General features: G+C 34.3%; 18 protein-coding genes. 12 read left to right on the top strand and 6 right to left on the bottom strand.

Going from position 1 to position 20889, the window contains the following annotated elements:
• Window positions 1–995: 995 nt before the first annotated feature.
• The 6 genes from G3A46_RS12385 to guaB all read left to right on the top strand — a co-directional run bounded on the left by G3A46_RS12385 (window position 996) and on the right by guaB (window position 7659).
• Complete coding sequence (locus G3A46_RS12385) at window positions 996–1859, top strand: hydroxymethylglutaryl-CoA lyase (protein WP_165150260.1); 864 nt, start codon at window positions 996–998, stop codon at window positions 1857–1859.
• Between the two features lie 81 nt (window positions 1860–1940).
• Window positions 1941–3482, top strand: a complete 1542-nt coding sequence (locus G3A46_RS12380) for a bifunctional metallophosphatase/5'-nucleotidase (RefSeq protein ID WP_165150259.1) — start codon at window positions 1941–1943, stop codon at window positions 3480–3482.
• A 169-nt stretch (window positions 3483–3651) separates the two neighbouring features.
• A complete protein-coding gene (locus G3A46_RS12375; protein ID WP_165150257.1) occupies window positions 3652–4830 on the top strand; it encodes a hypothetical protein in 1179 nt (392 codons plus the stop codon).
• A gap of 164 nt (window positions 4831–4994) precedes the next feature.
• On the top strand, window positions 4995–5525 hold the full coding sequence (locus tag G3A46_RS12370; protein ID WP_165150255.1) for an FMN-binding protein: 531 nt from the start codon (window positions 4995–4997) through the stop codon (window positions 5523–5525).
• Window positions 5526–6017 carry a hypothetical protein gene (locus G3A46_RS12365; protein ID WP_165150253.1) on the top strand — a complete coding sequence of 164 codons (492 nt, stop codon included), beginning with the start codon at window positions 5526–5528 and terminating at the stop codon, window positions 6015–6017.
• 169 nt (window positions 6018–6186) lie between these two features.
• Window positions 6187–7659 (top strand): IMP dehydrogenase, encoded by a 1473-nt coding sequence (gene guaB, locus G3A46_RS12360; RefSeq protein WP_165150251.1) that lies wholly within the window; start codon window positions 6187–6189, stop codon window positions 7657–7659.
• Window positions 7660–7834: 175 nt separating this feature from the next.
• Here guaB and G3A46_RS12355 read toward each other — a convergent pair whose 3' ends face one another.
• A complete protein-coding gene (locus G3A46_RS12355; protein WP_165150249.1) occupies window positions 7835–8353 on the bottom strand; it encodes an OmpH family outer membrane protein in 519 nt (172 codons plus the stop codon).
• A gap of 116 nt (window positions 8354–8469) precedes the next feature.
• Window positions 8470–8712 carry a hypothetical protein gene (locus tag G3A46_RS12350; RefSeq protein ID WP_165150247.1) on the bottom strand — a complete coding sequence of 81 codons (243 nt, stop codon included), beginning with the start codon at window positions 8710–8712 and terminating at the stop codon, window positions 8470–8472.
• 233 nt (window positions 8713–8945) lie between these two features.
• Here G3A46_RS12350 and G3A46_RS12345 point away from each other — a divergent pair, with 233 nt between their 5' ends.
• The 6 genes from G3A46_RS12345 to G3A46_RS12320 all read left to right on the top strand — a co-directional run bounded on the left by G3A46_RS12345 (window position 8946) and on the right by G3A46_RS12320 (window position 17313).
• A complete protein-coding gene (locus G3A46_RS12345; protein WP_165150245.1) occupies window positions 8946–10901 on the top strand; it encodes a peptidylprolyl isomerase in 1956 nt (651 codons plus the stop codon).
• Window positions 10898–11755: a peptidyl-prolyl cis-trans isomerase gene (locus G3A46_RS12340; RefSeq protein ID WP_165150243.1), complete on the top strand. Its 858-nt coding sequence runs from the start codon at window positions 10898–10900 to the stop codon at window positions 11753–11755. The genes G3A46_RS12345 and G3A46_RS12340 overlap by 4 nt, the downstream gene beginning before the upstream one ends.
• The gene (locus tag G3A46_RS12335; RefSeq protein ID WP_165150241.1) at window positions 11748–13181 is read left to right on the top strand and encodes a peptidylprolyl isomerase; all 1434 of its coding nucleotides are present in this window, start codon (window positions 11748–11750) and stop codon (window positions 13179–13181) included. Before G3A46_RS12340 ends, G3A46_RS12335 begins: the two co-directional genes overlap by 8 nt.
• 16 nt (window positions 13182–13197) lie before the next feature.
• The gene (locus G3A46_RS12330; RefSeq protein ID WP_165150239.1) at window positions 13198–14151 is read left to right on the top strand and encodes a MoxR family ATPase; all 954 of its coding nucleotides are present in this window, start codon (window positions 13198–13200) and stop codon (window positions 14149–14151) included.
• A 263-nt stretch (window positions 14152–14414) separates the two neighbouring features.
• A complete protein-coding gene (locus G3A46_RS12325) occupies window positions 14415–16679 on the top strand; it encodes an aconitate hydratase (protein ID WP_165150237.1) in 2265 nt (754 codons plus the stop codon).
• A gap of 70 nt (window positions 16680–16749) precedes the next feature.
• A complete protein-coding gene (locus G3A46_RS12320) occupies window positions 16750–17313 on the top strand; it encodes a TlpA disulfide reductase family protein (protein WP_165150235.1) in 564 nt (187 codons plus the stop codon).
• Between the two features lie 18 nt (window positions 17314–17331).
• On the opposite strand, the gene G3A46_RS12315 is transcribed toward G3A46_RS12320, so the two are convergent.
• Genes G3A46_RS12315 through crtI form a run of 4 tightly spaced genes read right to left on the bottom strand, consistent with a single transcriptional unit; the run spans window position 17332 to window position 20850 of the window.
• Window positions 17332–18042, bottom strand: coding sequence for a lycopene cyclase domain-containing protein (locus G3A46_RS12315; RefSeq protein ID WP_165150233.1), 711 nt, complete (start codon window positions 18040–18042; stop codon window positions 17332–17334).
• 3 nt (window positions 18043–18045) lie between these two features.
• Window positions 18046–18495 (bottom strand): sterol desaturase family protein, encoded by a 450-nt coding sequence (locus tag G3A46_RS12310; protein WP_165150231.1) that lies wholly within the window; start codon window positions 18493–18495, stop codon window positions 18046–18048.
• Window positions 18496–18544: 49 nt separating this feature from the next.
• The gene (locus G3A46_RS12305) at window positions 18545–19387 is read right to left on the bottom strand and encodes a phytoene/squalene synthase family protein (protein ID WP_165150229.1); all 843 of its coding nucleotides are present in this window, start codon (window positions 19385–19387) and stop codon (window positions 18545–18547) included.
• Window positions 19384–20850 carry a phytoene desaturase family protein gene (gene crtI, locus G3A46_RS12300; protein ID WP_165150227.1) on the bottom strand — a complete coding sequence of 489 codons (1467 nt, stop codon included), beginning with the start codon at window positions 20848–20850 and terminating at the stop codon, window positions 19384–19386. The genes G3A46_RS12305 and crtI overlap by 4 nt, the downstream gene beginning before the upstream one ends.
• Between the last annotated feature and the right edge of the window lie 39 nt (window positions 20851–20889).

Here is a 20889-nt window from a genome sequence, read left to right as displayed (position 1 = left end):
GATAATTTTTACGGAAATTTAATGCATCAGGATGCAACAAGAAATTCTAGAGGGCAACTAGTTTCTGGTTATTTAATAACAAGAGATCAAGTGAATGCCGTATTATATAAATATAGAAATGGACAAATTAATAAAGGTAAGCAGGAGTAGGATAGTCTTTATCCTTCTTTTAAGTATTGTTTTTATCAGTAAATCGTGTAAATCTATCATGGGTACTACGAGCGAACCATTTGATATAAAATTTAAGTCACTTTACGAAGATGATCGATGCACTTTGACAATAAATGGGGTGAAATATTATGATAGGGAACCCATTGTAACCGAAAGAAGTTTAGGAATTGATTTAAGTAAACGAATAGTCATCAAAGAAGATGTAATCCATATGAATATCCAGTTTGATGCATTAATTGATTCCATATTAGACATTCAAAGAAAAATCGAACTTGATACAACGCTTTATCTTAAAGATGGATATAATGTAATTATTTATGCAAGTTCGGATCGTGTAAGAATCCAACAGGAGTCGGATATATATATATTGGAATGATTCAAAAATTACAATACTTTGCTGCCGCGAGATTGTATCTCGTGGTTTCATCCACTAATGCTGAATAACCAATCATCACATCCTTTCATGCTGAACTTAAATTTTTCAAAATCAGCTATTTTATACTTCATTTGCAAAACCCCGCTCCCGCGCGATTGTATCGCGTGGTTTTCCACCTTCTTAAAATTCAATCTCGAACCTACATATAGTTTCTTTTTGGAAAGCAAAAAATAGAGATTTTATAGTTTTTCAGTATTTTGGTTGAAAAATTGAGCTTTTATTGAATTTCAGGACACCACACGAGAGGATTGACTACCTCGAATTTTATTTCGTGAGGTAGCGTGGAGAAGCCACCCTATTTAATAAAAACCCGAGTTGATTCTCTCATTTATCATTTTTTCGCTTTCCTAATTTCGTTTTTACTTATTCAAAAGCTATCTTTGGACCAATGCAAGAAGTAAAAATAATAGAATGTCCGCGCGATGCTATGCAAGGCATCAAAGAATGGATTCCCACCGAGCTAAAAGTGAAGTATATACAATCACTATTGCGCTGTGGTTTCGATACTATAGATTTTGGAAGTTTTGTTTCGCCAAAGGCGATTCCGCAAATGCAGGATACAGCAGCAGTGCTTTCACAGTTAGATCTATCTGCTACAAATAGTAAATTGTTAGCAATTATCGCAAATCTACGCGGGGCAGAAGATGCTGTAAAACATCCGGAAATTCAATATTTAGGTTATCCTTTTTCGATATCTGAAAATTTTCAGATGCGCAATACCCATAAAACTATTGAAGAGTCGATAGTGTTGTTAGGTGAGATTCTAAACATTGCAGATAAAAATAACAAAGAAGTTGTTGCCTATCTGTCTATGGGCTTCGGAAATCCTTATGGCGATCCCTGGAATGTCGAGATAGTAGGAGAGTGGACAGAGAAGCTTTCTGCTATGGGTGTTAAGATTTTATCGTTAAGTGATACAGTTGGTTCTTCTACACCTGAAATTATTTCATATTTATTTAGTAACTTGATCCCTAAATATCCTCACATTGAATTTGGTGCTCATTTGCATACTACCCCAAATGCATGGCACGAAAAAATAAGCTCGGCTTTTGAGGCTGGCTGCAGAAGGTTTGATGGTGCTATTCAAGGCTTTGGCGGTTGCCCAATGGCAAAAGACGAGTTAACAGGAAATATGCCTACCGAAAAAATGCTTAGTTATTTTACTACTGAAAAGATTTCGAGTAACATAAATCCTATGTCTTTTGAAAGCGCATATAATGAAGCTACTAAAGTTTTTACTAAATATCATTAATATTTAAAGCTTAATTTAAACCGAATTATTGTAATTTGTTAAGCTAAAGCTTTTTACATTTTGATTTAATATTTATTACAGATGAAAAAAACATTACTATTTTCTTTTCTTCTTGCGATTCTTTGCTCTGGGTGTTCAATAATTAACACAATTCCAAAAGAAGATCCTATACAAGGTGCGGGTGCGGTTACCTTAAAATTTATTCAAATTAACGATGTTTACGAAATTTCTCCACTCAATGGTGGTGAGTATGGAGGGCTAGCAAGAGTAGCTTATATACGTGATTCTATTAAAAAAGATTATCCCAACACATTCATGTTTCTCGCTGGAGACTTTCTAAATCCTTCTCTTCTTGGAACTTTAAAACACGAGGGGGAAGCGATAAATGGTAAACATATGGTGGATGTGCTAAATGCTATGGAAATAGATTTGGTGACCTTTGGAAATCATGAATTCGATTTAAGTGAATCGGTATTACAAAAAAGATTAGATGAATCGAAGTTTAAATGGACATCAGCAAATGTACGGCATGCTACAGAAGAAAAAGTAAGTCCGTTTACAACAAAATTGGAGTATACTAATGCACCAATTTCCGATTATGTTACATTTCCAGCTTATGATGAACAAGGAAATCAAATTCAATTTGCTGTTTTTGGGGTTACCCTTCCTTCAAATCCGAAGGAGTTTGTTTCTTATGAAAATATTTATGAAAGTTCTAAAAGAGCGTATAATGAAGCCATAAAAAAATCGGATTTTGTGGTTGGCTTAACGCATGTATCAATCGAAGAAGATTTAGAAATAGCTAGGCTTTTAAGGAATTTACCTCTAATAATGGGAGGGCACGAACATTTTAATATGTTGTTAAAAGAAGGTAGAACTATTATAACAAAGGCTGATGCAAATGCAAAAACGGTATATGTCCACACCCTTATATACAATCTAAGAACGAAAATGCTATCTGTAGCTTCTGAATTGGTTTTTGTAGGCAGCGATGTGCCATCGGCTCCTAAAGTAGAGCGAGTGGTGAAAAAATGGGAAGAATTGTTGGATAATAAATTAAGGGAAGTTGTTGATTCTCCTTACGACGTTATTTATAAAGCCGATGAAATGCTAGACGGGACAGATGATGCAAATAGGAGTAAGCAAACCAACCTTGGAGATATAATAACGAGATCAATGGCACATGCGTATAATAATAAAGTAGCGGGTGCAATTGTTAATGGAGGATCCATACGTATCGACGATAATTTGCAAGGAAATATTACAAGCACAGACATTTTTAGAGTGCTACCCTTTGGAGGGAGTGTGCTCAAAGTTCAAATTAGAGGAAGTCTATTAACTGAAGTTTTAGAATACGGGAATAATCAAAAAGGATCAGGAGCATATTTACAAAGATATAATTTTACTCAGGACTCTAAAGGTAACTGGTTAGTTGGAGGGACTCCTATAAATCCTAAACTTCGCTATACAATTGCAATAAGTGACTTTCTTATGAAAGGGCTAGATATTCCATTTTTAACTCCAGATAATAAAGGTGTGGTGAAAGTATATACCCCTTCTGAAAAAGAAAATGCAGCAGATATTCGCAAAGCAATTGTTTCTTATTTAAAATCTAAAAAATAACTAATTCTAAATAAGCTAATTAGAAGTCTTTTTAAGTTCTTGCTTTAGGGAAAAACTTTTTTTAAAACTTATTTAAAATAGTTCTAAATAATTTTGCGAGGTTTTATTTTCTCATTTATTTTTGCGGCTGAAATTTTAATCTATTTTAATTCAGTCTAAATAACATTTGATGAAAGCAATTACTTCACTCGTATTTTTATTTTTTTCCACAATATCCTTTGCACAAACAGTTCAAGATTCTATTCCTACCAATTCGGAACAGAAAGAAAACGCTTCACAACGAATCCTTTCAGGTAATTCTGGAGGTGCTGTGACTATTGGAGGATATGGTGAAATGGTATACAATCAGCCAGAGGGCGACAACGGAACCTTAGATGTTCATCGACTAGTACTCTTATTAGGGTATAAGTTTGATGAAAAAACACAGTTTATCACGGAAATAGAAGTTGAACATGTGAAAGAAATCTATGTGGAGCAAGCTTTCGTAAATTATGCAATTAGCAATAATGTTAATTTACGTGGAGGACTTATGTTGGTTCCAATGGGGATTATCAATGAATTCCACGAGCCTACTACCTTTAATGGCACAAGCAGACCTGCAGTAGATCACGATATAGTTCCTACTACTTGGCGTGAACTTGGGGTTGGAGTAACTGGGCGTATACCTGAATATTCACTAGGATATCAGGCGTATATATTTAATGGTTTTAAATCTACAGCCTTCGATAGTGATGGCGGTGTAAAAGGATTTTTAAAAGGTAAGGATGGTCTTAGAGGTGGTCGTCAAAAAGGAATTAAGTCTACTGTAGATAGCCCAACACTATCGGCAAAAGTTGATTATTACGGTATTCCTGGATTGCGTTTCGGCTTAGCGGGATATTTTGGTAAAACGCAGGCAGATGATAAGGTTGAGGATTTAGATGGTGCAAACATCGGTATCTCTATGGTTGGATTTGATGTGCGTTACGCCTTCCGTAAGTTTACTGCACGCGGAGAGTTTGTGTATGCATCGCTTTCAGATACCGATAAATATAACGCGCTTACAGGTAAAGATTTAGGAAGTGCTCTTATGGGATATTACGTAGAAGGTGCTTACAATTTACTACCTATGACTGCTAAACAAAAATTATATGCTTTTGCTCGTTACGAGCATTATGATACTCACGCTAGCACAGAAGGTACTTTGGTGAGAAATGATGCATATAACCGTCAAGATATAACTGCAGGACTATCCTATCACATTGCAAATGGTGTAGTTGTAAAAGGAGATTATCAAATAAAAGATAATGCAGTTGATGGAGTTGACGTAAAGAATCAACTTAATTTTGGAATTGGCGTTTGGTTCTAAGACCTATATGAACTAAGTATTTATTAAATTAATTTCAACATAAGAATTTGAATTCAATACCTTTGCTCTTTACTAATTTTCTAAGGGAAAATCGGTTGAAACTCAACCAAACTAAATATAAAGAGGAAGGGTATTGTTTTCTTTAAATTAATAATATTAAACAGATGATATTAAGGTCGTTTATTTTATTTGTTATAGCGCTAACTTCGGTTGCTTTTTCAATTCCAGAGAATGTGGAACGTAAAGCAGATAAGGAGATTGCAAAATTTTACAATACAGAAAGTTTTTCGAAAGAAACAATTGCTGTTTCAAAAGAATTAAATGCTAAAACAATGTCGGAGTTTGGTAATGAAAACCTATTTAAAATTCTATCTGGAGGTAAATTTCTAGGCTATGGATATATAGGTAACGCACCAAGTAAAACGGCTACTTTTGATTATCTAGTTTTATTTGATAAAAACTTCGTTGTAACTAAAAGTAAAGTGCTTATTTATCGCGAAGAACACGGAGGGGAAATTAGCAGTAAAAGATGGTTGAAGCAGTTTATTGGGGCGTCGCCAAAAACAGAAGAACTTGTTTACAACCGTAATATTATTCCAATAAGTGGAGCTACAATTTCGGTTAAATCGTTAACTACCGAAATGAATTCTTTATTAAAAAGTATAGCAATTCTTCAAAAATCTATAAAACTCTAAATGCAACTTCACGGCCAAATTCATAATCTTCCTCGATACGTAAAACAATTTATAGCAGCTTTTGTTATTGTATTAAGCGTAGGATATATCACAGGTTTAAATTTTGTTCGTCAAACCGATTCTACAGATACAAAGGGACTTGTAGAAAACTACCTCGGTAATGAGGATGTTGAAGATGCAGCTGTGATGAAATTTAAAAAAAGTGAGCGTGAGATGCTTACCATATTACACACACATATACTATCTATTTCATTTATATTCTTAATACTAGGTGTTTTGGTTGCTATAACCTCCTTGCCTGTAAAATTGAAATCATTTTTAATGATTGAACCTTTTGTTTCTATCATTTTAACTTTTGGAGGGATATATTTTATGTGGAAAGGTATGTTGTGGATGAAATGGATTGTGATGTTATCGGGCACCTTAATGACTTTGGTTTATATAATTGCTGCGGTAGCGATTTTGATGCAATTATTTGTGTCTAAAAAATAATCTTATTTTTCCGAAATTTTGAGCGTTTCGCAATGCGAAATTTGATGTCATAAAAGATTTCAGAAATAATAAATTTTAATTATTTTAGCGTATATTTGCACGCAATTAAAACATAACTACATTCCGATTCTGTCACTTCAGTTTAGCCTCGGAAATTAAATTAATTGCAATGACTGCACACAATAACAAAATTCTTGGAGAAGGCCTTACATATGACGACGTACTTTTAGTACCCGCATATTCTGAAGTTTTACCTCGTGAGGTTTCAATAACCACCAAATTTTCTAGAAATATTACACTTAACGTTCCAATAGTTTCTGCAGCTATGGATACCGTTACTGAAAGCGCTATGGCAATTGCTATGGCTAGAGAGGGAGGGATTGGTGTTCTTCATAAAAATATGACCATTGAGCAGCAGGCTGCCGAAGTAAGAAAAGTTAAGCGTGCAGAAAGCGGAATGATTATAGATCCTGTTACGCTTCAAAAAGAAAATACTGTAGGAGATGCTCAAAAAACAATGCGTGAATACAGTATTGGTGGAATACCTATTACTGATGAAGCAGGATTACTTATCGGAATTGTAACTAATCGTGATTTACGTTTCGAAAAAGACTTGAAACGTCCGTTATTTGAAGTTATGACTTCAGAAAACTTAGTGACAGTTGCGCAAGGAACTTCACTAAAACAAGCAGAGATAATTCTTCAGAAAAATAAAATTGAAAAGCTTCCTGTTGTAGATGATTCAGGAAAACTTTTAGGGTTAATTACCTTTAGAGATATAACAAAACTTACCCAAAAACCAAGTGCTAATAAAGATCAATACGGAAGACTTCGCGTGGCAGCAGCTTTAGGTGTAACTCCTGATGCAGTTGATAGAGCAGAAGCTTTAGTAAATGCTCAAGTTGATGCTGTAATTATCGATACAGCTCACGGGCATACAAAAGGTGTAGTGGATGTTTTGAAAAAAGTAAAAGAAAAATTTCCAGATTTAGATGTTGTAGTTGGAAACATTGCAACGCCAGAAGCTGCATTGTACTTAGTTGAGGCAGGGGCAGACGCTGTAAAAGTTGGTATCGGACCAGGATCAATATGTACTACAAGAGTAGTTGCAGGAGTTGGTTTTCCACAGTTTTCAGCAGTTTTAGAGGTTGCTGCAGCTTTAAAAGGAACAGGTGTACCTGTAATTGCAGATGGTGGAATTCGTTATACAGGCGATATTCCTAAAGCATTGGCTGCCGGTGCAGATTCTGTAATGTTAGGTTCGCTATTAGCAGGAACTAAAGAATCTCCAGGGGAAACAATTATCTACGAAGGAAGAAAATACAAGTCATACCGAGGAATGGGTTCAGTGGAAGCTATGAAACAAGGTAGTAAGGACCGCTATTTCCAAGATGTAGAAGATGATATTAAAAAATTAGTGCCAGAAGGAATTGTAGGACGTGTACCATATAAAGGTGAGTTAGTTGAAAGTATGACTCAGTTTATTGGAGGTCTTCGCGCTGGTATGGGATATTGCGGTGCAAAAGATGTTGAGTTTTTAAAAGAAAATGGAAAATTCGTTAAAATAACATCTTCAGGGGTTACAGAAAGCCATCCTCATGATGTAACTATTACTAAAGAAGCTCCTAACTATAGCAGATAATATTTTCAACATATATAAATTAAAAACAAAAGACACTAGGAAACCCTAGTGTCTTTTGTTTTTAATATTATTTGGTATTACTCCAACAAGGCCAAATCTACTAGCATAAATATTTTCAATAAAAAAAAGGTGAAGTTATTGACCTCACCTTTTTAAAATTTATATGATAAAGAATTTAGTTTCCTTCTGCTTCTTCAGCAGATACAGAAATGCCAAGTTCTAATAAAATTGGAACTGTAAGGTCGTAAGCCGGGTCTAAATATACTATGTCTTGCGTTGCTCTAGTTACTTGAGTATAGCCTTGTTGTTTAGCTACTTTTTCTAGCGCTTGACCTATCTTAGCGTATAATGGTTTTAGAGCTTCTTGTCGTCTTATTTCCATAAGTTTTGCTCCATTTTGCTGAAACTTTTGAATATCGCTATCCAAAGTCATTAAAGCAGTTTGTTTTTCTTTCTTCCTTTCAGCTGAAAATGTAGCTTCATCTTTTTTATACTCTTCAAGAAGCGCTTTGTATTCGTCTATTTTTTTGTTTAAATCTACGTCTAAAGACTTTCCGTAAGTTTCCATTTCAGTTTGTACAGAAGTAAGTTCTGGCATTTTTGAAAGTATATACTCTATGTCTACAGCACCTACTTTTCCTTGTGCAAAAGTGGAAAGACTAATAAAGAAAACGGCAATTTTTAAAAATTTCATCTCGTTTGTAATTAATTATTTAGAGGGCAATATTACTATAAAATTTACAAATAACCCTAAATGATGGGGTTAGAGTACGCTAAATTTATCTTAATTTAATGTAGCAGGATTAACTTTTATGCTTTATCGTAATACTGTCCACGGGTAGGTTTTAGTGTTTCTCTCAAAGAATTCATTAAATCTTTATCAACAACCATATATGCGGTGTGATGCATTTTTGAAAGTTCCTCTTGACCTATTATTGGATTGTTGATGTTTTCCATCTGTGCAAATTCAGATAGATGTATTGTGTGGTGTTTTGCTGTATGTTCTGCGTTAGGGCCGCGAAAATCCCATATAAGTTTTACTCTTTCACTCATTCGTTTGTTTTTTATAGATCTCAAATACTTTTTATGAAATTTAAAATCTAAATTTTAAGACCCATGCAAGTTAAGCGTTTTTTGTGTTTATTTTATTATTGAAGACACTATATTGCCGATAAATTCGTTTGCTTTTGGGTGTGAGTTCACGTAGCTTTTTGCTATTTTCGCACATTTGTAAGCCAAAATATTTGTATAGGCATAACTTCATTTAAAACAATAATTCAATAATAATGAGAAAATTTCTTACCGTATGTCTTTTAGCTTTTTTAAGCGCGACGACTGTTTTTGCACAAAGTAAAAAAGATGAACTTCTAACGATAGATGGTTCTCCTGTTTATGTAAAAGAATTTAATCGTGTTTATAAGAAAAACTTAGACCTTGTTCAAGACGAATCTCAAAAAGATGTCGACGGCTACTTGGAGTTATTTATAGATTATAAATTAAAAGTCGCTGAAGCCCGTGCACAAGGTTTAGATCAAGATCAATCATACGTAAGAGAGCTTTCTCAATATCGCGATCAACTTTCAAGACAGTATTTAGCAAAAGATCAAATTACTGATGAATTGTCTAAGGAAGCCTACGAAAGAGGTAAAGAAGAGATTAATGCTTCTCACATTTTAATTCTTGTTGATTTTGATGCAATGCCACAAGATACATTGGCTGCTTATAACAAATTAAAGAAGATTCGCGAGCGCGCTTTAAAAGGTGAAGATTTCACCGAATTAGCCAAAAAACATTCTGAAGAGCCTAATGCTTCAGTAAGTGGTGGAGATTTGGGTTACTTCTCGGTTTTCCAAATGGTTTATCCTTTCGAAACAGAAGCTTACAATACTAAAACAGGAGAGATTTCAAATATAGTTAGAACTCAGTTTGGGTATCACCTTATAAAAGTAAACGATAGAAGAGAAAGAGCTCCCAAAATTGAAGTAAGTCATATAATGATTTCCGACAAAAGAAAAGAACGCAATTTTGATCCTCAAGAGCGTATTCAGGAAATTTATAAACTTCTAGAGCAAGGTGAGTCTTTTGAGAGTTTAGCAAAACAATACTCAGACGATAGAGGTTCTGGAAATAAAGGTGGCGAATTAAAGCCATTCACTAGAGGCGATCTTAAAGCACCTGAATTTGAAGCAGCTGCATACAAACTTAAAACTCCAGGTGAATTAAGTAAGCCTGTAAAGTCTGAGTTTGGATGGCATATCATCAAATTGAGAAATATTATTCCAGAAGAAAGCTACGAAAGCCAAAAAGAAACGCTTGATAAAAAAGTAGAGGGTGGAGATAGATCTAAAGTAGTATATCACGCAGTAAATAAGAAAATTAAAGATAAATATGGTTTTAAAGAAGGTGTAGATTATTTGCCGTTTTTTGATAATTATGTTTCAAACGATGTCTTCAACAGAAGATGGGAAGGTGAAGAGATAAAACCAGAAGACGATAAGGTGTTGTTTACAATTGGGGATAAAGATTTAAAGTATTCAGATTTTGCTACTTATATATCTTTTCGTCAAAAATCTACTAGAGCTTTTAAAGATAAAACTCTTTTATTAAACAGTTTATACGAAGAATTTGTGAACGTAAGTTTAACAGATTACTTTAAAGACAAATTAGAAGATGAAAATGAAGCGTATGCAGCTGTTTTAGATGAATACCGAAATGGTCTTTTGATTTTTGATGTAATGAACAAAAATATTTGGCAAAAAGCTAAAACTGATACCGTTGGTCAGAAGGAGTTTTATGATAAAACAAAAAGCAATTACACTTGGAAACAACGCTTAGATGCTGAAATCTATTCGGCAACTTCTAAGAAGGTTGCTCAAGAAATTCAAGCTATGTTGAAAAACAACAAGTCTATTGATGAAATAAAATCTGAAATAAATAAAAATGAAGAAGTAAAGGTATTAGCTTCAACTGGTACTTTTGAAATTGACTCTGATGATTTACCTAAAAATATAACCGCTGAAAAGGGTGTGTCGGATATTTACGAGAGTAACGATTCGTATATAGTTGTAAATGTGAAAGATATTTTAGCTCCTAGTATAAAGCCTTTAGATGAAGTAAAAGGTAGAGTTTTAAGTGATTATCAAAATCATTTAGAGCAGGAGTGGAATAAAACTTTACGTGCTAAATATAATGTTCAAGTAAATAAAAAAGCCTTAAAGCGTATTAAAAAAGAGCTTAAGTGATAAGAACAATTCTTTTTTCTCTCATACTATCATCCGTTTTCACGGGCTGCAATTACTTTGAAAAACCAACAGAGGAAAAGGTTGTAGCTAGAGTTAACGACAACTATCTATATTTAAGTGAAGTTGAAAGTTTAGTTCCAGAAAACTCTTCAAAAGAAGATAGTATTTTAATTGTCAATAATTACATCAATCGTTGGGCAACTCAGCAGTTGCTTATCGAACAAGCTAAAATTAATTTATCACCGGATAAGCTTCAGCAATTTGATAAATTGGTTGAGGAATATAAAAACGATTTGTTAACCGAAAGCTATAAAGGAGCTGTTGTTGGTAAACAAATGGATAGTGTGATAACTGAAGAGGATTATAGAATTTATTACTCTACAAACATCGATAATTTTAGACTAAAAGATTTATTGGTAAAATTAAGATACATACACTTACCTCCCGAATACGATGGAGTACAAGAGGTGAAACAGAAATTATCACGCTACGATAAAAAAGATAAAAAGTCACTGACTACCGAAAATTACAGATTTGTTTCAAGTAATTTTAATGACTCGGTTTGGATTAAAAAACAAATGCTACTCAATGTTTTACCTGTTTTAAAAGGAATTAATGAGCAAGTGTTAAAAAAATCAAATTTTGTACAATTACAAGATTCTTTGGGGGTATATTTGGTGAAAATTGAAGATGTACTCAATCCCAATGATACACCACCACTATCATACATTAAACCTACTTTAAAGCAGATTATTCTCAACAAAAGAAAGCTTGAACTTATAAAAAAGTTTGAAGCCGATATTACTAAAGACGCTATAGAAACAAAAAACTTTGAAATTTACACCAATGAATAAATTCTTATTACTATTTCTTTTATACACACCAATGATTTACGGCCAAACAGTATTGGAGCCGGATAGCAGCGGAGTTGTAAAAAGTAACGATTCGCTTGTAGTGAGTCAAGTTCTTAAAAAAGATTCAATAGTACCGTTTAAACGATTTAAAGCTGAAGGCGTTAGCGCAGTAGTAGGCGAGCACATTATTTTGGATAGCGATATTGATAAAGCCTATGTTGAAATGAAGTCGCAAGGTATGTCTGTTGAAGATGTTAGCCGTTGCCAGTTAATGGGGAAGCTAATGGAAGACAAACTTTATGCTCATCAAGCTAAACAAGACAGTATTATGGTTGCTGATGCCGAAATTAACGGAATGATAGACCAGCAATTGCAGTATATGGTTTCGGAGCTAGGGAGTGAAGAAAAAGTTGCTGCTTATTACCGTAAAGACAATATTGCAGATTTAAGAAGAGAGCTTTTTGAAGCAAATAAGAATATAAAATTAGCTAGCCTAATGCAGCAAAAGGTAATTGAAAAAGTAGAGGTTACCCCTGAAGAGGTGCGTACATTCTTCTTTTCAATTCCAGAAGATGAGCGTCCAGTATTTAGTGCTGAAATTGAAATTGCTCAAATAGTAGTTGAGCCTGAAATTACGCAACAAGCAAAAGATGAAGTTATAGCTAAGTTATACGCTATGCGTGCCGATATTATCGATAACGACGCAAGTTTTTCTACTAAGGCTGTACTTTACTCTAAAGATCCAGGTTCTGCTTCAAAAGGAGGTCTATATGAAGGAGTTAAAAGAGATTCACCTTGGGCTAAAGAATTTAAAGATCAGGCTTTTTCATTGTTAGAAGGAGAAGTAAGTGAGCCATTTGAAACCGAATTTGGATATCATATTCTTTATGTTGAAAAAATTCGTGGTCAAGAAGTAGATGTACGTCATATCTTATTATTCCCAGAAGTTTCACAAAAATCTATTGATGAAGCTCATAAAAGAATGGATGAAATTAGAGCTGAAATTGAAGCCGGAGAAATCACTTTTGCTCAAGCAGCTCAAAAATATTCAGACGATAAAGAAACACGCAATAACGGAGGACGATTAGTAAACCCAGTTACTTTCGATACTAAATTCGACTTAACAAAAATGGACCCTACTCTTAGTGCTAAGGTGTACAACCTTGAAGAAGGTGAAGTGTCTAAAGTTTTTACAGATCGTGACCGTACAGGTAAGAGTAGTTTGAAAATTCTTACAGTTACCAAGCGTTTTGAAGAACACGCTGCAGACTATTCGAAAGACTACGAGCGTATAAAAGAATTGGCATTACGCGAAAAGCAAATCAAGGTAATAAGCAAATGGCAGAACGAAAAGATTAAAAGTACCTATATTAGCATCAACGAAGATTACCAAGATTGTGACTTCGCAGGTGATTGGGTAAAATAATTTATGATTTTTTAATATGTCAGACGTAGCAGCCGTAAAACAACTGGTTTCAAAATACAATGCCCTTAGGCAGGAAATTAAAAAAGTAATAGTAGGTCAAGATGAAGTGGTAGAGCAAGTATTGCTTTCCATATTTTCTGGCGGTCATGCGTTGCTTATCGGTGTTCCTGGGCTTGCAAAAACCTTGTTGGTGAATACTGTTGCTGAAGCTCTTGGGTTAAACTTTAAAAGAATACAATTTACTCCAGACTTAATGCCTAGTGATATTCTAGGTTCAGAAATATTGGATAAAGACCGTGAGTTTAAGTTTATCAAAGGTCCAATATTTGCAAATATTATTCTGGCAGATGAGATTAACAGAACTCCGCCGAAAACACAAGCAGCACTTTTAGAAGCAATGCAAGAACGCGCTGTAACTGTGGCCGGACATCACTATAAATTAGATTTACCTTATTTTGTACTCGCTACACAAAACCCAATTGAACAGGAAGGAACCTATCCCTTACCTGAAGCGCAATTAGACCGTTTTATGTTTGCGATTAACTTAGAATACCCTTCATTTGCTGAGGAAGTAGAAGTTGTAAAGCAAACTACCGCTAGTGTAAATCAAAGTGTAAATGCACTGTTTACAGCTCAAGAAATTATCGATTTTCAACAGCTAATTAGAAGAATTCCTGTTGCCGATAATGTTATTGAATACGCTGTTGGACTAGTTGGAAAAACTAGACCGAATAGTCCGTCTGCACCTGAAATTGTAAAAAATTACGTCGATTGGGGAGCAGGACCTAGAGCTTCACAAAACCTAATTTTAGCAGCAAAATCGAATGCGGCTTTAAATGGGAAATACTCTCCAGACATTGAAGATGTTCAGAAAGCTGCTATCGGAATCTTAAGACACCGACTAATAAAAAATTATAAAGCAGAGGCTGAGGGCTTGAGTATTGAAGAAATTATTAGAAGTTTATTCTAATTCTTTGCTTTAATCTATTCATTAGAATTATAGGGTGAAGTCTTTCACAGTAATAATTTTAGTTGAAATAAAATTAGACACTTATTAAGTTGCTATTTTCTTTTTTAAATTCTCATTATTAGTAGCTAAAAATTAAAGAATTGATAATTTTTGACAACTAATATTAGTTTTAAGTGAATTATATTCATTAAAGAAGCAACTTCGTTAAATACTTTTTAAATATTCCAAATTTTTGTAAATTCGCAACAACAAAAAATACAACTATGGCTTTTGATATTGATATGATTAAAAAGGTGTACGCCCAGATGGCAGAACGTGTTGATAAAGCACGTGAAATCACGGGTAGACCCCTTACACTTTCTGAAAAAATTCTTTATTCACACCTTTGGGATGGCACTCCTAATACGGCTTTCCAACGTGGGAAAGATTATGTAGATTTTGCTCCAGATAGAATTGCTTGCCAGGATGCAACAGCACAAATGGCATTGTTACAATTTATGCAAGCTGGAAAAAAATCGGTTGCAGTTCCAACTACTGTTCACTGTGATCACTTAATCCAAGCAAAACAAGGTGCTGCAAAAGATTTAATGCGTGCTAACGAAACAAGTAATGAAGTTTTTGACTTCTTAGAATCTGTTTCAAATAAATATGGAATTGGTTTTTGGAGACCAGGAGCTGGAATTATTCACCAAGTAGTACTTGAAAACTACGCTTTCCCTGGAGGAATGATGATTGGTACCGATAGCCATACTGTAAACGCAGGTGGTTTAGGAATGGTTGCAATTGGAGTTGGTGGAGCCGATGCAGTTGATGTAATGGCAGGAATGCCATGGGAGTTAAAGTTCCCAAAACTTATTGGTGTTAAATTAACTGGTAAGTTAAACGGATGGACTGCCTCTAAAGACGTTATCTTAAAAGTAGCTGGTATTCTAACTGTAAAAGGTGGAACAGGTGCCATAGTTGAGTATTTTGGTCCAGGTGCAAAGAACCTTTCTTGTACTGGTAAAGGAACTATCTGTAATATGGGTGCCGAAATTGGAGCGACTACTTCAACATTTGGTTACGACGATTCTATGGAGCGTTTCCTACGTGCTACAGATAGAAATGAAATTGCTGATGAAGCAAACAAAATACGCGAGTATTTAACTGGAGATGATGAAGTTTACGAAAATCCAGAACAATACTTCGATCAAGTAATTGAAATTGACCTTTCTACATTACGCCCACACTTAAACGGTCCATTTACTCCAGATTTAGCTACTGAAGTTGGTGATTTAGGTGAAAAAGCAAGAAAAAATGATTGGCCACTTAAAGTTGATTGGGGATTAATCGGTTCTTGTACAAACTCTTCATATGAAGATTTATCCAGAGCTGCATCTATCGCACAACAAGCAATTGATAAAAAATTAAAGTCGAAAAGTGACTTCGGAATTAACCCAGGTTCAGAACAAATTCGCTATACAGCAGAGCGTGATGGCTTACTAGATGTTTTTGAAAACCTTGGGGCAACTATCTTTACTAACGCTTGTGGACCTTGTATTGGACAATGGGATAGAAGTGATAGAAAAGGTGAAGAAAAAAACACAATTGTTCACTCTTTCAACAGAAACTTCTCAAAACGTGCAGATGGTAACCCAAATACACACGCTTTTGTAGGTTCACCAGAAATGGTTGCAGCCATTGCAATTTCAGGTCGTTTAGATTTCGACCCTATGAACGATACTCTTATTAATGAAGATGGAGAAGAGGTTAAATTAGACGAGCCAGTAGGACTTGAATTACCTCCTAAAGGTTTTGCGGTTGACGATAATGGATATTTAGCGCCAACTGAAGACGGTAGCACTGTTGAAGTAAAAGTTTCAACCGATAGCGAGCGTCTTCAATTGTTAGAGCCATTCGTGCCAATTCAAGATGCTGAATTACAAGGTGTAAAACTTTTAATAAAAGCATTCGGAAAATGTACTACCGACCATATTTCTATGGCAGGACCTTGGTTACGTTACCGTGGACACTTAGATAATATTTCAAACAATACATTAATTGGTGCTGTAAACGCTTTCAATAAGAAAACAAACTTCGTTAAAAATCAGTTGACTGAGGAATACGGAGGTGTACCAGATGTACAGCGTCAATACAAGGCACAAGGAATTAAGACTATCGTTGTGGGTGACCATAACTACGGTGAAGGTTCTTCTCGTGAGCACGCAGCAATGCAGCCTAGATTCTTGGGTGTTGCAGCTGTTTTAGTAAAATCTTTTGCTAGAATTCACGAAACAAACTTGAAAAAACAAGGTATGCTTGGATTGACATTTGCTAATGAAGCAGATTACGATCTAATTCAAGAAGATGATACTTTCAACTTTGTGGATATTGCAGACTTTGCTCCTAATAAACCATTGACAATTGAAGTTGTTCATAATGATGGAAGTAAAGATGTTATTATGGCTAACCATACTTATAACGATGCTCAAATTAAGTGGTACCGTGAAGGTTCAGCTTTAAATTTGATTAAAAAGCAAAACGCTTAAAAATCACTGTTTTCAATATACAAACCTAACAGGTTTCATTACCTGTTAGGTTTTTTTATACCTTAGAGTTATGATAGGTTTTTTAAAAAAACACTGGAGCAATATTCTATTCGTTGGATTACTTGTTTTAATTATTATCCCGCAAACGAGAATGCCAATACAAGTTTTTGTCCAACGGTTAATATCATTTTCTCCATCTGAAAAAGCCGAGTCTAAACGAGAAACGTTAACCGATTACAATTGGAGTTTACAGCCGCTCAATTCTGAAGCAATCAATTTCTCACAATCAGAAGGAAAGGTTACAATAGTAAATCTTTGGGCTACTTGGTGTCCACCGTGTGTTGCAGAAATGCCTTCTTTTCAAAAACTATACAACAGTTATGGAGACAAAGTAGATTTCTATTTCGTTACTTCAGAAACTCCAGAAAAGATTGAGAAATTTATGGATAAAAACGGTTATAATTTGCCGATATATATACAAAAATATAAAGCACCAACACAGTTAGAATCCAATGTGCTTCCTACTACTTATGTAATGTCTAAAACAGGTGAAATAGTTATAGATGAAACGGGTGTAGCCGATTGGAATAGCAAGAAAATGAGAGCCCTTTTAGATAAACTTCTGTCGGAATAGATATTAAGGTTAAGTTCACTATTTTTTAATTTCTTCCGTATTTGAAGGGTATTTCTCTTTAAATTTTTCCATTAATACAAATATTGTAAGCAACATGGTAAGTGCGTAAACACTATCTTCAATAGGAACAGTTCCTATTCGAATTCCTAGGTTTTCAGCATCATTATACCAAACTACTTGTTCGTTAATCCAACTTCCAGTTAAGAAACCATTCACTATAAAAAATGGAATTAAAAGCACCAAAAACACAGGGAAGAATATATTTAAAGCACTTCGCTTATAGTTGAAGACTAATCCTAGTAAAACAACAGCATAAGCGAAATTAATTGCTGTGTACCAACGATCGAAGTTGTAGAGAAGAATTACAATAAAAATGGTTTGCAGAGTGTAATAAACTAATTTTGTAAGCTTATTTGAAAACGCAAACTTAGGCCACAAATTTTTAAAAGCATATATGGTGAATAGACAAGCGTAAGGAATACAGATAAAAAACAGCCATTCTTCAATTGGGAGATTTATTAATCTATATCCTGAAAGGTAAGTATCATTAAAGCCCCAAAAACCATTTTGAGTGAAAATGATATCCCAAGAAACAAAAAAAGCCATCATAATGAATGTGGCGGGAAAAAAGTATTTCCACAATTTGTAGAACTTCAATTTTGGGTGAAAACTGAAAATAAATGGAATGCTTAATGAAGCTAAATCCAATAGAAAATAAAGGTGCCACATAATTTATTTCTTGAAGTATTTTAATGGTGGAAGTAACATACCGAAACACTCTCCATCTTCTTTTCCTAGGTGTTTATGGTGCATTTTATGCGCTCTCCTAATGCCTCTAGCATACCAATTATTTGCATTTCTAAATAACTTAAAGCGTTGGTGGATAAAGATATCGTGAACAAAGAAGTAAGCGAGGCCATAAGCAAAAATTCCTAATCCAATTGGTAGTCCAGCCCAGAAGCCATAATAACTCCACCCGATAAAACTGCTTATACTTATTAACGCATAGAATAGAAAAAAATAATCATTGCGTTCCCACCAACTGCCGTGATCTTTTTTGTGGTGATCTTTGTGTAACTTCCATAAAAACCCGTGCATAACATATTTATGAGTGAACCACGCCATAAATTCCATTATGCAGAAAGTAGCAATGAAAATTATTATCCAAAGAACTGTATCCATTTTTTCTATTTATCGTTTTATGTTTTAGGAATCTTGTTTAGAAATAATGTTACCTCACCAAATTTAATTGATATTTCACATAGCTCCTCATTAAAAGCCCAATCTTTTCAGTATTTGGGATTCGAATCCGAGTATTTTTAATTTCTAAAGCTGGAGTTTTTTGAAGTTTTTTCAATAGCCTTTTATAATATCTATACGCAATAAAAACTCCGAGTTTCGCTTCATTTGGAAGGTGTAATATTCCCTGATATCCTTTGTCGAAATTATCAGTTATTTCACTAATTATATCTTGTTTTGAAATTTCATCTAACGAATCCAAATTGGCATTTGGAAAATAAGTTCGTTGTAGATTATCGTGGTCTTCTTTTATATCTCTAAGGAAATTTACCTTCTGAAAAGCCGAACCTAAATTCATAGCTGCTTCTTTTAGAGCTTCGTACTTATCAGTGTTACCTTTTACAAACACTTTTAAGCACATTAGCCCAACAACATCGGCAGAGCCATAGATATAGTTGTTAAATTCTTCTGGAGTGGTGTAAACCTGTTTAGTCAAGTCCAAGCGCATACTTGCCATAAAGGTATCTATCAACTCTCTTTCAATGTTGTATTTGTAAACTGTATGTTGAAATGAATTTAATATTGGATTTAGACTAATACGATCTTCCAAAGCTTCATTTAAAGCAGTTTCAAAACGATTAAAAAGTAATTCTTTGTTGTAATCGTGAAACGAATCTACAATCTCATCGGCGAAGCGAACAAAACCGTAGATATTGTAAATATCTTGACGAATGGATGGTGCTAACATTCGCGTAGCTAACGAAAAAGATGTGCTGTAAGTTTCAGTAACCTTTTTGCTGCAAGATTTAGATACTATGTCGAAAAGCTCTTTCACTTTTTTATTGATTTTTCAATTAATCCTGCTGCCAATTTTCCTGAAATTAAAGCTGGTGGTACTCCGGGACCTGGAACAGTAAGTTGTCCTGTGAAAAATAAATTATTCACTTTACTGCTCTTTAAATTTGGTCTTAAAAATGCAGTTTGCAAAAGCGTATTTGCTAGTCCGTACGCATTTCCTTTATAACTATTATAATCTGAAATAAAGTCGTTTACACAAAATGACTCTTTAAATATAACTGATTTTGTGATAGATTGATTCGTAACACTTTCAAATCTTCTTACTATTTTTTCAAAATATACTTCCCTTATCTCCAGATTGTCTTCCAAACCAGGTGCAAGTGGTATAAGAAAAATCCCTAATTCCTTTCCTTTAGGCGCAACATTCTCATCTGTTTTTGATGGGAAACTAGCGTAAAATAAGGGTTCTTTAGGCCATTTGGGGTTGTCGTAAATTTCTTCAGCATGCTTTTTAAAATCTACATCAAAAAACAAAGTGTGATGATCTACATTTTGAATCTCTTTATCAAATCCTACATAGAAAAGTAGGGCAGAAGGAGCAAAGGTTTTTCTTTCCCAATAACTCTCAGAATATTGACGGTATTTAGTGGGTAGCAAGCTTTCTGTATGGTGATAATCTGCACCGCTTAATATAAAATCGGCATTTACTTGATTTCCATTTATTATAATTGATGTCGCTTTTCCATCTTCAATAGTTATCTTTTCAACGTTTTGATTTGTTTTAATTGTAACACCTAGCTCTTCTGTAAGTTGCTGAATTCCTTTTACTACAGAATACATCCCTCCCTTTGGGTGAAATGTACCTAAACCAAAATCGGCATAATTCATAAAGCTGTAAAAAGATGGTGTATTTGATGGCTTAGCACCTAGAAATAAAACAGGAAATTCCAATATAGAAATTAGTTTTGGATTGGTAAACTCTTTCCTAACGTCTTTACTGATTGTGCTAAAAAACTGTCCAATTTTTTTTATGGTGGCAGTAGTTACGAGTTCTAAAGGTGAAACTCCAGGTCTATAAACCAAATCTTTTATGGCTATATTATAATTGTCTTGTGCTTGTGCAATAAACTTTTTTAGCTTCGCTGAGCTACCTGCTTCTTCATTTTCAAATGCAACACAAATTTTCTCTAAAGTGTCTTCAATGCTTATATAATCGTTTTTTTCAAAAAAAACTCGATAGGCAGGATTTAGTTTTTCTAATTGGTAATATTCAGCAGGAGACTTTCCGAAATCGGAGAAAAATCTTTCAAACACATCTGGCATCCAGTACCAAGTAGGGCCCATATCGAATTTAAACCCATTCTTGTTTAACTGCCTAGCGCGGCCCCCAATGCTTGAATTTTTTTCATATATAGTAACACTATATCCCGCTTTTGCTAAATAGCAAGAAGCAGCGAGAGAAGAAAACCCGGAACCAATAATTATTATTGTTTTATTCATTTTGTTTAACGAATATACAGATTATATAAACAAGATTAG

The sequence above is a fragment of the Aequorivita sp. KMM 9714 genome (assembly GCF_011065475.1).
Lineage (GTDB): Bacteria > Bacteroidota > Bacteroidia > Flavobacteriales > Flavobacteriaceae > Aequorivita > Aequorivita sinensis.
This window is presented reverse-complemented; position numbering and strand designations above follow the sequence as displayed.